This window comes from Actinoplanes xinjiangensis (assembly GCF_003148685.1).
Lineage (GTDB): Bacteria > Actinomycetota > Actinomycetes > Mycobacteriales > Micromonosporaceae > Actinoplanes > Actinoplanes xinjiangensis.
In genome coordinates, this window is sequence record NZ_QGGR01000009.1 from 180,480 (window position 1) to 193,904 (window position 13,425).

Genomic DNA, 13,425 nt, shown 5'->3' on the forward strand with positions numbered 1-13,425 from the left:
TCCCCGACCGCAGCTGATCCTTCCGTGGCGGCCACGCGACCGGAGCGGCCCGGCACGGCCCGAACGCGACTTCCGGGCTGAGGCGGCACCTCGCGACCGTCCACGTGCCCCGGTGGCGGTCAGTTCCCGGTGGCGGTCAGTTAGTCGTGGCCGCGAAGCGGCGGATGGTGATCGCGGCGGCGATTGCCGACACCAGGAACAGGGCGATCGCTATCCAGCGGGCCACCGGCGAACCGGCCGGCTCGGGATCCGCCGGCGCGGCCCACCCGCCGGTGTTGCCGCCCGGAACCGCGGGAGCGGTGCCGGTCGGCTCGACACTCTCCTGCGGCGCCGACTGGGCCTGGCCGGACGCCGGCGCACTGCCGAACCGGGCCACCCCCGGCGACGGTGTGTTGTCGAGCGGGTTGCCGGTGACATACGGAACGTCGGCGGTGAGCGCCTTGACCGGGTCGATGACGCCGAACCCGAACTCGGCGTCCCGCCCGGGAGCGCCCCGGTCCGACGCGGTCCGGATGATCCGGTTGACCACCTCGGGCGCCGACATGTCCGGCCAGCGGGACCGGATCAGTGCCGCCGTCGCGGCCACCATCGGCGAGGCGAAACTGGTGCCCTGCACCTTCCAGTAGCCGCGCGGACGGGCCCCGACCAGGTCGGTCGCGGGCGCCGTCACCACGGTCTCCTTGCCGCGGATCGAACCCGCCCAGAGGCCTTCACCGTCGCGTTCGGTACCGCCGACGGCGATCACCCCCGGTTCGCGAGCCGGATACCACACCCCGTAGTTGGACGTCTTCGCCGTGCTCGTGCCGGTGGCGTTGCCGGTGCAGGCGATCACCACGACGTCCTTGGCGAACGCGTAGTCGATGGCGGCGGCGAGAGTGGGACTGGAGCCGCTGCCACCGAGCGACAGGTTGATCACCTTGGCGCCGTTGTCGACCGCCCAGCGCACGCCCTTGGCCACGATCAGGGCGTCGTCGTAACGATTGTCCTCATCCAGCACCCGGACCGGCAGGATCCGGGCTTTCGGGGCGATGCCCACGACACCGGCCTGATCGTCGTTGCGGCCCGCGATGATCGCCGACACCGTGGTGCCGTGACCGACCGGGTCGCTCTCCCCGCCGGTCTTGCTGTCGACCAGGTCGACGCCGGGCAGCACCTGCCCCTCCAGATCGACGTGATGGGCGTCGACACCGGAGTCGATGACGGCGACCGTGACACCGGCACCGTCCGAATAGGTCCACGCCTCGCGCAGTCGGAGAGCGTCCAGATGCCACTGGTCGGACCGGACGTTGTCACCGTTGAGAATCGGCTCGGCCAGCGATGGGGAAGCCGTCAGCGGCGCCGCACCCGCGCCGGCCGGCACGCCGAAGGCGATGAGGCCGGCCAGCGCGGCCGCCCCGAGACGCTGTCCGCCGCGGCTCAGTGCCGCGGGCCGCCGGAGGGTGCCACCCCACGCGGCCGGTCCGGCCGGTTTTCGATGCTCACTGGTCACGGGTCGGCGTCGCCATTCTCCAGACGGGTCGGTCGTGGCTTCGGTCAATCGCAGCGGGGTCGGTGGATCGCATCGTCAGTCGATGGAGGGAGATTACTCCCTCGTACCGGCGTGTCGCTGCGGTCCGTCCCGCTCAATCGCACGGGGTGTCTGTTCATTTACCCGGATCACGGAACGGCGGGACGTGGGCGACCTGGATCAGCCGCGTCCCCTCACGTCGCGTGATGAGGCGACCACGGCCAGGTGGCAGGGGGAACGGCTTGACGTTGCCGATGAGCGCGCCCTCCTCCGGCGACCCGGACATCACCAGGCCGGGCGCCGACAGCTCCCGGAGCCGCTGGATGACCGGTTCGTAGAGCGCCCGCCCCGCCCCGCCGGACCGTCGGGTCAGCACCAGGTGCAGTCCGATGTCCCGGGCCTGGGGTAGATACTCCACCAGGGGCGTCAGCGGGTTCGTCGGGCCGGACACGACCAGGTCGTAGTCGTCGACCAGGACGAACAGCTCCGGCCCGGTCCACCACGAGCGTTCCCGCAGCTCGCGGGCGGTCACGTCGGGCCCGGGCAGGCGCCGCTGCATGTAACCGGCGGCGGACAGGATCAGATCCTGGGTCTGCTGGGCCTGCATGCCGTACCCGATGCGGTGCTCGGACTCGGGCAGGTCCATCAGGCTGCGGCGGTAGTCGACCAGGATGATCCGGCACTCCTCCGGCCGGAACCGCCGGGTCAGCGTCGTCGCGATCGACCGCAGGAACGACGTCTTGCCCGACTCGGCGTCGCCGAACAGCAGGAAGTGCGGGTCGGACGCGAAGTCGATCTCGACCGGTTGCAGGTCGGCCTCGGCGATGCCGATCGGGATCCGCAGGCCGCTGCCCCGGTCCACGTCCAGTGACGTGTACGGCACCGCCGCCGGCAACAGGCGCACCCGCGGAGCGGGCCGCCCCTCCCAGGCCGCCGCGATCGACTTGACGAGCGCCGAGGTGTCACCGATCGAGCTGACCTCCGGCCGGACCGTGAGCAGGTGCAGCCCCTTGGCCCGGTCGGCCGGGTGCGGGATCATGCCGCGGCCGGGCGCCGCGTCCGGCACCGACTCGGCCGCGCGCCGGGCGATGATCGAGTCCGACGGGTCACCGAGCCGGAGCTCCAGCCGGGATCCGAAGAGGTCCCGCACGGCGGGCCGGAAGTCCATCCAGCGTGAGGTCGCGGCCACCAGGTGGATGCCGTACGACAGGCCGCGGGTGGCCAGGTCGGTGAGGACCGGCTCCAGCTCGTCGAAGTCCTTGCGGACCGTGCTCCAGCCGTCGACCACCAGGAACACGTCGCCGAACGGATCGTTGCCGCCGCCCGCACGCCGGCTGCGGTAGGCCGCCATCGACTCGACCCCCAGCTCGGCGAACCGGGCCTCCCGCTCGGCGAGCAGGGTCACCATCTCGCCGACCGTACGCCGGACACCCTCCGCATCGAGCCGCGCGAACACCCCGCCCACGTGCGGCAGATCGCGCAGCGTCCCGAGACCGCCACCACCGAAGTCCATGCAGTAGACCTGCACCTCGGTCGGAGTGTGGGTGAGCGCCAGCCCGCACACCAGGGTCCGCAGCGCCGTCGACTTGCCGCTCTGTGTGCCACCGACCACGGCGACGTGCCCGGCCGCACCGGCCAGCTGCAGCCACATCACGTCGCGGACCTGCTCCCGCGGCTTGTCGATGACCGCGATCGGGACCTGAAGCCGGTTGTGCAACGCCGGGTTGGTGAAGGTCAGCCCGCGGCCCGGCGTGACACCGACCGGGCCGAGCAGCTCGTCGAGGACCGCGGACTCGTCCAGCGGCGGCAACCACACCTGGTGCGCCGGCGGCCCCTGCCCGACCATCCGCTCGATCATCACGTCGGCCAGTTTCGGCCCGTCCTCGTCGGCCGCCCGCACCGGTTTCGGCGCGGCCACCGGAGCCGCCACGTGCTGGGTGGTCCACGGCAGCACCTGGACCCCGCCCTGATCGGCGCGCCCACCGGAGCGGCCGGTCCGGCGCACCGGGCCACCCACGTAGGCGGCCTTGAACCGGATCAGCGGCTCGGTGCCGAACTTCATGTAGCCGTTACCGGGGGAGCGGGGCAGCTCATACGCGTCCGGCACACCGAGCACCGCCCGGGACTCCAGCGCCGAGAACGTCCGCAGGCCGATCCGGTACGACAGGTGCGTGTCCAGACCGCGCAGCCGGCCGTCCTCCAGCCGCTGACTGGCCAGCAGCAGGTGCACGCCGAGCGACCGGCCGAGCCGGCCGATCTGGAGGAAGATGTCGATGAAGTGCGGCCGCTTCTCGAGCATCTCGGTGAACTCGTCACAGACCACGAACAGGGTCGGCAGCGGCGCCAGCGGAGCCCCACCGAGACGCGCCTTCTCGTAGTCGAACTGGCCCGCGTAGTTACCGGCCTTGCGCAGCAGCTCCTGCCGCCGGCTCAGCTCACCCTCCAGCGCGTCGGCCATCCGGTCGACCAGCGGCAGCGCGTCCTCCAGGTTGGTGACCAGGGCGGCGGTGTGCGGCAGCCGGTCACACGCGGCGAACGCGGCGCCGCCCTTGAAGTCGATCAGAACGAAGTTGAGGATCTCCGACGAGTGGGTGGCCGCGAGCGCCAGCACCAGCGTGCGCAGCAGCTCCGACTTGCCGGAGCCGGTCGCCCCGACGAGCAGGCCGTGCGGGCCCATGCCGTCCTGCGCCGACTCCTTCAGGTCCAGGTCGACCGGCATGCCCTCGTCACTCACGCCGATCGGCACCCGCAGCCGGTCCCGGTGCGGGCGGGCCGGCCAGCCGCGGCTTACGGAGAAGTTCTCCGGGTCGGGGATGCCCAGCAGCTCCGGCAGACCGGTCTCGGCCGCGGCCGGGGTGCCGCCGCCCGGGTCCGGTGCGGTCGCCAGGCGCAGCGGCGCGAGCCGCCGGGCCACCGACTCGGCCTCGTCGACGGTCAGCCCGTCGGCCCGCCCCGCCTCGCTCTCGTGATCCATCGTCCAGGTACCGAGGATGCCGTCGGTGCGCACCTCCAGCACCAGCGACGACCGGTCCAGCAGCCGGGGCGGCATGGTGTCCAGGTCGAGAACGGTCAACCCGTCCAGCGCGTCGTCCAGCCGGGTGTTGGCCGGCTCCGCGCCGTCCACCACGACCAGCACGTGCGGGGTGCTCCCGCCGCTGCCACCGGGCTGGAACCGCGGGCGCGAACCGATCACCTGCTCCAGCACCTCGGCCAGCCGCGGCTCGTCACCGGCCACCAGCCGGACCGGGCCCAGGGCGTCGGTCAGCGTCGGATGCTGCGCGTGCGGCAGCCACTTCACCCACTCCCAGTAGGGCCGCGCCTCCCGGCCCGCGCAGACCGCGATCACCAGATCCTCCGGGGCGTGGAAGACGGCGAGCTGGGTCAGCACCGCACGGACCAGCGCCCGCGGCCCCTCCGCGCCCGGCGCGTCGCCGCGGACATACACCCGGGCGAACCCGCGCAGCGACATTGCCACCGGCAGATCCGGCACCACCGAATAGGCGTCGAGGAACCGGCGCAGCGCGCCCGCGGTCATCGGCTCCAGCTCATCCAGCGGCCGGGTCACCGGCGGGACCAGCGGTGTCGCCAGCGTCTGCGGGCCCAGGCCCACCCGCACCACACCGAAATCCGGGTCGCCGGGACGCCGCTCCCACACCCGGTGGCTGTCGGCCGTCGACCACAGCCGCTCCGGATCCGGATGCCGGTAGAGCAGGCCGAGCCGCTGCACCCGCGCGGTCTCCCGGACCCGTTTGCGCAGCGAGGCGAGATGCCGCAGATACTCCCGGCGGGCGGCCATCATCTCCGCCTTGCGCGGTGCCCCCGAGGCGCCGAACGAGGTCATCATCATGGCCAGCGAGGAGACCCCGAAAAGACCACCGATCACGTACGAGTACGCGCCCCCGCGCCCCTGACCCATCATCATCGCCATGGCCATCGTGCCGCCCAGCATCGGCAGGGCCATCAGCCACTGCTGCCAGCGCGAACCCGTCGCCTCCGGGATCTCCGGCGGCGGCTCGACGGTCAGCTGCCCCTCCGGGATCTCCGGAGCCGCTCGACGGGCCGCCCGCTTGATCATCACGGTGCCCATCCCCGCCCCCTTGAAATCCGGCTCCGGCAGCCCCGCCAGATCTCGGGACTTCACGACCGGCCCACTCTAGGTAAAGTTCCGTCGATCCCGCAGCCTCGTCCCGGTCGATGTGCATAACCTCCGTCACTGGCTGTGGACGAACGGAAGGACTACCAGGTGAGCGTCGGTCTGGCCCGCGTGACCATCAGCGCGCCGCAACGGCGGGTCGACGTGGCCCTCCCCGAGCAGGTGCCCCTGGCCGAGTTGCTGCCCGAGGTGCTGCGGCACGCCGGCGAGGGTCTCGCCGACGAGGGCGAACGGCACGGCGGGTGGGTGCTGCGGCGCGGCGACGGCGTCGCCCTGGCCACCGCTCAGGGACTGCACCCCCAGGGGGTACGCGACGGAGAGGTGCTCCACCTGGTGCCGGCCGGCGAGGAGTGGCCGGAACTGGAATACGACGACGTGGTCGAGGCCATCGCCGAGGGCGCCCGCCGACGGGGCGGCGTGTGGACCCCCGACGCCAGCCGCACGGCCACCCTGGCAGCCGCCGCGGTGCCCCTCGGCCTCGGCATCCCGGCCCTGCTCGCGGCCGGCTCCGGCGGTGTACCGGGCGTGGTCGGGCTCGGCGTCGCGATTCTGCTCACCCTGGTCGGGACGGTCGCCTCGCGGGCTTACGGGGACGCCCGCGCCGGCATGGCCCTCGGCGGATACGCCCTGCCCTACGCCTTCATCGGCGGGGCCCTTCTGATCACCTCGTACGAGACCGGCGGCGTCCTCACCCCGGTTCCCTGGATGGGCGGGCCGGAACTGCTCGCCGGCTCGGTCGCGGTGCTGCTCGTGTCGGCGATCGCCGGGGCCGGAGTGGCCGCCGGAGCCCGGTTCTTCACCGCCGGCGTCGCGGTCGGACTGCTGGGGGCGGTCACCGCGACCACCGGGCTGTTCACCACGGCCGCGGGCGGTGCGGCGATCCTGATCTCGGTGCTGGTCTGCGGGATCGGGATGCTGCCGCTGCTCGCGGTGCGGTTCGGGCGTACCCCGCTACCACCGATCGCCCTGCCGCCGGGCACCGAATCGATCACCGACGAGACGCCCCGGCCCGTGTCCGACCCGGTGCGCAAACTTCCCGAACGGGGCGCGGTGTTCGCCTCGGTGGCCCGTACCGATGAGATTCTCGCCGGTCTGCTCCTCGGCCACGCCGTGCTGGCCGTCGGCGCCTTCGCCGTGCTCGCCACCGCCGGGACGCTCGCGTCCCGTGCCCTGATCGCGGTCAGTTCACTCGCGCTGCTGTTGCGCTCGCGCCTCTTCGTCACCCAGCGGCACCGGGTGCCGGTGCTCGCCGCCGGACTCGCCGGCGGAGCCGCCCTCGGCGTCGATCTTCTCAGCGGCGCGGGCGACGCCCTGCCCGCGGTGATCGCCGGGGCGGTCGTGGTGGCGCTGGTCACCGTCGTCGCCGGAGCGCGGTACGCGGACCGGCCGCCCTCGCCCTACCTGGGCCGGACCGCCGACATCGTGGACGCCCTGATCGTGGTCTCGGTCATCCCGGTCGCCTGCGCCGTGCTCGGCCTGTACGGCGCCGTCTCCGGCCTGAGCTGACCGCTGCGTTAACGGCGCTGGTTCCGGCCGCAGGCTCTGACCGCTGCGTGAACGGCGCTGGTTCCGGCCGGAGGCTCTGACCGTTGCGTGATACGACCGCACCTGCGAGGCCCAGGGCCCCGCAGGTGCGGTCGTCAGCGGTTCGCGGGAGCTTGCGGTCAGTGCTCGCCGTGCTCGCCCTCGGCCTGGGCGGCTTCCTCACGCTTGAAGGAGGCGCGGATCTCGGCTTCCGCCTCGATCCGGCCGACCCAGGTCGCGCCCTCGACCGACTTGCCCGGCTCCAGGTCCTTGTAGACCTGGAAGAAGTGCTGGATCTCCAGGCGGTCGAACTCGCCCAGGTGGTGGATGTCGCGCAGGTGCTCCTGACGCGGGTCCTCGAAGGGGACGCAGATGACCTTGTCGTCGCGGCCCTTCTCGTCGGTCATCCGGTACATCCCGATGGCGCGCGCACGCACCAGACATCCGGGGAAGGTCGGCTCCTGGATGAGCACCAGAGCGTCCAGGGGGTCGCCGTCCTGGCCGAGGGTGCCCTCGATGAAGCCGTAGTCCGCCGGATACTGTGTCGCGGTGAAGAGCGTCCGGTCCAGGCGGATACGTCCGGTCTTGTGATCCACCTCGTACTTGTTGCGCTGCCCCTTGGGGATCTCAACCAAGACGTCGAAATCCATTATTCGCTCCCCTTTTGCTTGCCCGCTTGAATAGACCGGTGGTCCGCCGGGCGGGGAAGCGGGGCATGGAAGCAAGGGCCCGCAGGATCCGCGCGCAACGGTGTGCCGGATGTCGCTAGTCTCCCCTAAGTCTGACGCCACGGGCGAGGAGGGGCGTGTGACGAGGCAAGATTCACATGACGGTCCGGAGAAAGACGGCGTGTCGGGTTCGCAACCTGACCCTATGGAGGGTAAGGGAACGACCGATTCGTCACCCTCAACCCCGACGTTGCCTGACAATACGGGCAAGGTGGATCCGTCGCGCCCGGATTCGGCCGCGTCGCCCGGTGGGGTAACGGTTCCGACATCGACGACCGACGACCGCCGGCCCTTCCCGTGGCAGGAGGAAGAGCCCCCAGGTGGTAGCGCGCCGTCGGCGTCCACGTCACCTGTCGCTCCGCCGGCTGGCCCGGCGTCTGCCGCGCCGCTGGCCGGCTCAGAGCCTGTTGCTCCACCATCTGGCTCGGCGTCTACTGCTCCGCCATCTGGCCTGGCGACCGCCGGGGCCGGCACGCCGGCGGCAGGGCCGGCATCCGTCGGCGCCGAGGCTTCCGTGCCTGAGTCGCCGTCCGCCAGCTCTGCGGGCGCCTCCTCGTCGGTGGCTCGGCCGCTGGCTGACCAGCCCTCGGATGCGCCTACCTCGTCCGAGGCGTCCGGGCGTGCCGATGTCCGGCCGTCGACGAAGGTGCCGCCATCCTCGGGGAATGCCGCCCAGGGGACCGCTCGGTCGATGCCGTCTGCCGGAACCGGGGCCGCAGGGCAGGCCCCCGCCGCAGGGCAGGCCGCCGCAGCGAATCGACCCGGCCAAGGGCCGCTGCCGCTGACGTTCCTCCAAGGGGAGAAGTCCGCCGGCGAGTCGGCCTCGGGGAACTCGACCGTTCCGCCGTCCACGGCGCCATCCCCAGCGTCTTCTTCTGGTGCACAAACGCCCATACCCGGACAAGGCTCGGGGGCGTCGGCGGCGGGGGTACCGATTTCTGTTCCGGCCCAGGCTTCGGCGGGCTCGCACGGACCTGCTGCTGGTCCGGTGACGGCTCCGGGAGGGTCCGGAGCAACAGCCGCCTCCAGCCAACCGACGGTCTCCTCGAGTCCCGTCCGTCCGGCCAGTCCCGCGGCTCCGACAACTCCCGTGGCTCCGGGCCGGGCGGGGATCCCTTCCGTGCCGGGACAGGCGACGGCTCCCGAGGTCGAGGGCGCCCGGCAGGCTACGGCGGTTCCGCCGGTGGAGCGTGCCGGGCACGCTGTGGCGGCCGCGCCGGTGGAGCGTGGCGGTCGCGCTGTGGTGGCTGCGCCGGTGGAGCGTGCCGGGCAGGGTGCTGTTGTGCCGCAGGTCGGGCACGCCGGGCAGGGAGTTGCCGCGCCGCAGGTTCGTGAGCCCGGGCAATATCCGCCGAGTGGGCCAGGACCGGCCGGGAACTGGCCGGGTGGGCAATCGGGTCAGGGTGCAACGCCTGGTGCTTGGGCGGCTGGCCCACCGGGGCCAATAAGTGCCTCCGCCTCCAGCAGCGATCCCGCCCGCACTCCCGAGCCCACCGGCGGCGGTGAGCAGAGTGCGAGCCCCCTGCCGGTTCAGGCCGACGATCCCGGACGGAGTGCTGTTCCGAGCCGTCCGGTCGAGTCGGGCTCGGGGAGCGGACCCGGCATCAAGGCAGGTCAGGCCGCTGGGTCCGGCTCGGGCGCCGGCTCCGGTCGCGCGTCGGACCCCAGCGACCAGGACGGTGACATCGGTCGTGCGCCGGACCTCGGCGATCAGGGCGCCGGTTCGGGCGCTGCGTCGGACCTCACCAATAAGGGTCGCGCCAAGGATTTGAGTAACCGGGGTGCCGGTTCGGGTCGCGCGTCGGACCTCAGCAATCAGAGCGCCGGTTCGGGTCGTGCTACCGATCTGAGCAATCAGGGCGCCGCTTCGGGCCGTGCCACGGATCTCAGTAATCAGGGTGCCGGTTCGGGCCGCGCCACGAATCTGAGTAATCAGGGTGCCGGTTCTGCCGAGGGGCAGGCCGTTCGGAAAGCCGCGCCGAGCCGCGCACCGGAACAGGGCGGCAATGCCGCCGGTGCGGGTCAGCCGGCGGTGCAACGCGACTCGGAGACGGCGGGTCAGGCAGCCGAGCCGGGTGGATCGGCTGCCGGCCGCGGTCGGCCCGCGGATCAGGGCAAGACGATCGACCCTGATCAGACCGCCATGATCGACCGAACCGCAGCCGCGGACCGGCCGGTGACTCCCGGTTCCGATGATCCGGGTCGCACGGCGAATCTTCAGCGTCCGGTGGACCCGGATCGGACCGCGAGTCTCCAGCGCCCGGTGGATCCAGACCGCACGGCGAGCCTCCAGCGCCCGGTGGATCCGGATCGCACGGCGAGCCTTCAGCGTCCGGTGGACCTGGATCGCACCGCGAGCCTTCAGCATCCGGTGGATCCGAACCGTCCCGCGCGTCCGCAGCAGCCGGTCGACCTGGACCGCACCGTCAGCCTTCAGCGCCCGGTGGACCCGGACCGCACCGTCAACCTCGGCCAGGCCGGGGCCGCGGGAGCCGCCGGACAGGCACAGGCGAAGGGAACAGCGTCGAGCAGCAGCTCGGCGACGTCGGGTGCAGCATCCGTTGCCGGTTCGTCGGCCACGAAGGGATCTGCGCCGACCAGTGGTGGTTCAGCGACGGCGAAGGGTGCCGCGCAGGTCGGCAGGGCGGCGGGTGGTGCGGCGCCGGTCGCCGGAGCCGCGTCGGTGGCCGGTGGGTCCGCGACGGCGAAGGCGGCTGCGCCCGGCGTCGGACGGCCGGCGGTGCCCGGGGCTGGGCAGGCCGGGTTCGCCGGCGGGGCCGCGCGGGGTGCGGGGGCTGCCGGGCAGGCCGGATCGGCTGACGCCGGGAAGTACGGGCGTGCGGTCGTACCGTCGAACGCTGCTCGGGCGAGTGTGCCCACCGCGCCTTCCGGAACCCAGGCCGGATCGCGTGACGGCGCGCCGGCGGCTGCCGTGGTTTCGGGGCGCGGGTCCCGTACCAAATGGGTGGTTGCGGCTTTGATCCTGGTGGTGATGGCCGGCGCGGTCGGCGTCATCGTGCGGCCGGGACCGGTCGACGGATGGCTGGACGCGCTGACCGGTGAGCCGGCCCGGACGACGCCGGCCCCCGCGCCGACCACGCCGGAGCCGACGCCCACGCCGGTTCTGGTGGCCGCGGAGGCGGACGGCGCGGTGCCGGACGCGGCGGCGGTCAAGGCGGCGCTGGATCCGCTGGTGAACGCGAAGGCGCTCGGCCCGACCGTGAACATCCAGGTGCTTGATGTGGCGAGCGACACCATCCTGTACGAGCGTAATCCGGCGTCGGCGACCACGCCGGCCTCGACCACGAAGGTGCTGACCGCGGCGACCGTGCTGGCCGCGCGGGGGGCCGCCTACCGGCTGGAGACCCGGGTGGTGGCCGGGAGCAGTCCCGGCGAGGTGGTGATCATCGGTGGTGGTGACGCGACGCTCGCGGTGCGGGAGGGCGACGAGGACCTGTTCCCGGGGGCGGCCCGTCTGGACGACCTGGCCGCGCAGGTGAAGAAGGCGCTCGGCGGCGTCAAGCCGACCCGGGTGCTGGTGGACACGTCGCTGTTCGAGGGGCCGGAGACGGCGCTGGGCTGGAGCGACGATGACGTCTCGCCGGGCGGTCAGGTGGCTCGGATCCAGTCGCTGATGACCAACGCCGGCCGGATCGAGCCGGTGCACAACGAGTTCGGCGGGGATCCGCGTTACACCGATCCGGCGCTGTCGGCGGGCAAGCTGTTCGCGAAGATGATCGGTGCCCCGCAGACGCGGAAGGGCACGGCTCCGGGCCGTGCCGCCGATGCGCCGCCGTCGGCGGATCCGGCCGGGCCCTGGACGCCCGGCGCCGAGCTGGGCAAGGTGCAGTCGCCGCCGTTGGTGCAGGTCGTCGACTGGATGTTGCAGCAGAGTGACAACGTGCTGGCCGAGGTGCTGGGCCGGCAGGTGGCGCTGGCGGCCGGCAAGGAGGCGAGCTTCGCCGGTGCGGCCGAGGCGATGGCCGGCAAGCTGGGCGAGCTGGGGCTTCCTTCGGACCAGGCGAAGCTGTACGACGCCAGCGGCCTCTCCAACCGCAACGTCATCACGCCGGCCCTGCTGGTGGAGACGCTGGCGCTGGCGGCCGGCGGCTCGGAACCCGTGCTCGGCAACATCTTCAACGGGCTGCCGGTGGCCGGCTGGTCGGGGACCCTGGAGACGCGGTTCGCCACCCCCAGCGACAATTCCACGGCGCAGGGTGTGGTCCGGGCCAAGACCGGCAGCCTGAGCGGGGTGAACACGCTGGCCGGGGTGCTGGTCACCCGGGAGCGGCGGGTGCTCGCCTTCGCGATCATGGCGAAGGGCGGTGCGGACGTCCTCGCGGCCCGGGCGGCGATCGACCAGGTGGCGGCCAGGTTGGTGGCGTGCGGCTGCTGATCTCCGGGTGAGTCCCCGTTGATCCGGGGTTTCACCTGAGTGCGGTCTGGAACCGCGCGGGTACGGTGGGCTGCATGGCGCAGTTCGTTGACTGGGATCTGGCCGCCGCAACCGCGGGCGCGCTGTCGAAATCGGGGCCGGCGGTCTCCTTCGAGGAGGCCACTCAGGTGGTGTCCGAGCTGCGGGCATTGACTGACGAGGCGGCGGTGCACGTCGCGGCGTACACCGGATTGACCTCACAGACCGAGGTGCCGCCGGTCCGGGTGGTGGACCGGCGGGACTGGGCGAAGGTGAACATCGCCGGCCTGCAACGGGTGATCGGCCCGCTGGTCACCCGGCTGTCGGGCGACAAGGAGCCGAGCCCGCTGGTCGACGCGATCGGTTCGCGGGTGACCGGGGTGCAGGCGGGGACGGTGCTGGCGTATCTGTCCGGCCGTGTCCTCGGGCAGTATGAGGTGTTCTCCGGCGAGCCGGGTCAGCTGCTGCTGAACGCGCCGAACATCGTCGAGGTCGAGCGCAAGATCGACGCCGATCCCCGTGACTTCCGGCTCTGGGTCTGCCTGCACGAGGTGACCCACCGCACCCAGTTCACCGCGGTCCCGTGGATGCGGGGCTACTTCCTCGGCGAGGTGCAGGCGTTCGTCGACGCCTCGCAGGGTGGCGAGCACGTCCTGGAGCGGCTGCGCCGCGGCGTGGCCACGCTCTCCGAGGCGCTGCGTGACGAGGAGAGCCGGGTGTCCGTGCTGGACATCGTGCAGACCCCGGGGCAGCGTGCCGTGCTCGACCGGCTGACCGCCCTGATGACGCTGCTGGAGGGGCACGCCGAGTTCGTGATGGACGGGGTGGGCCCCGAGGTGATCCCCACGGTCGAGTCGATCCGGGCCAAGTTCAACCGGCGCCGCGAGGGCGGCAACCCGCTGGAGAAGGCGTTGCGCCGGGTGCTGGGCATCGAGGTCAAGATGCGGCAGTACGCGGAGGGCCGCAAGTTCGTCCACGGTGTGCACGAGCGGGTCGGCATGGCCGGCTTCAACAAGATCTTCGAGTCCCCGCTGACGCTGCCCCGGCTGGAGGAGCTCGGCGACCCGGACGCCTGGGTGGCGCGGGTGCACGGCTGACC

The 13,425-nt window shown here is 72.4% G+C and carries 7 protein-coding genes; 3 read left to right on the forward strand and 4 right to left on the reverse strand.

All coding sequences use genetic code 11. The features are described 5' to 3' along the window. Positions 1-136 precede the first annotated feature (136 nt). Together mycP and eccCa are read right to left on the reverse strand one after the other, a co-directional pair. Positions 137-1,420 carry a type VII secretion-associated serine protease mycosin gene (gene mycP / locus BC793_RS21555; protein WP_109595254.1) on the reverse strand — a complete coding sequence of 428 codons (1,284 nt, stop codon included), beginning with the start codon at positions 1,418-1,420 and terminating at the stop codon, positions 137-139. Between the two features lie 223 nt (positions 1,421-1,643). Continuing rightward, a complete protein-coding gene (eccCa, locus tag BC793_RS21560; RefSeq protein ID WP_109595256.1) occupies positions 1,644-5,594 on the reverse strand; it encodes a type VII secretion protein EccCa in 3,951 nt (1,316 codons plus the stop codon). Positions 5,595-5,750: 156 nt separating this feature from the next. Between eccCa and eccD the strand changes: the two genes are divergently transcribed. Next, positions 5,751-7,166 carry a type VII secretion integral membrane protein EccD gene (gene eccD / locus BC793_RS21565; RefSeq protein WP_109595258.1) on the forward strand — a complete coding sequence of 472 codons (1,416 nt, stop codon included), beginning with the start codon at positions 5,751-5,753 and terminating at the stop codon, positions 7,164-7,166. A 158-nt stretch (positions 7,167-7,324) separates the two neighbouring features. Here the strand turns inward: eccD and BC793_RS21570 are convergent, their stop codons facing one another. Together BC793_RS21570 and BC793_RS51470 are read right to left on the reverse strand one after the other, a co-directional pair. Further along, complete coding sequence (locus BC793_RS21570) at positions 7,325-7,834, reverse strand: inorganic diphosphatase (protein ID WP_109594978.1); 510 nt, start codon at positions 7,832-7,834, stop codon at positions 7,325-7,327. 2,511 nt (positions 7,835-10,345) lie between these two features. Next, a complete protein-coding gene (locus BC793_RS51470; protein ID WP_249037384.1) occupies positions 10,346-10,792 on the reverse strand; it encodes a hypothetical protein in 447 nt (148 codons plus the stop codon). 85 nt (positions 10,793-10,877) lie between these two features. Here BC793_RS51470 and dacB point away from each other — a divergent pair, with 85 nt between their 5' ends. Both dacB and BC793_RS21580 read left to right on the forward strand, forming a co-directional pair. Beyond that, positions 10,878-12,308: a D-alanyl-D-alanine carboxypeptidase/D-alanyl-D-alanine endopeptidase gene (gene dacB, locus BC793_RS51475; RefSeq protein ID WP_239170222.1), complete on the forward strand. Its 1,431-nt coding sequence runs from the start codon at positions 10,878-10,880 to the stop codon at positions 12,306-12,308. Between the two features lie 74 nt (positions 12,309-12,382). Then, complete coding sequence (locus BC793_RS21580) at positions 12,383-13,423, forward strand: zinc-dependent metalloprotease (RefSeq protein ID WP_109594981.1); 1,041 nt, start codon at positions 12,383-12,385, stop codon at positions 13,421-13,423. Positions 13,424-13,425 lie beyond the last annotated feature (2 nt).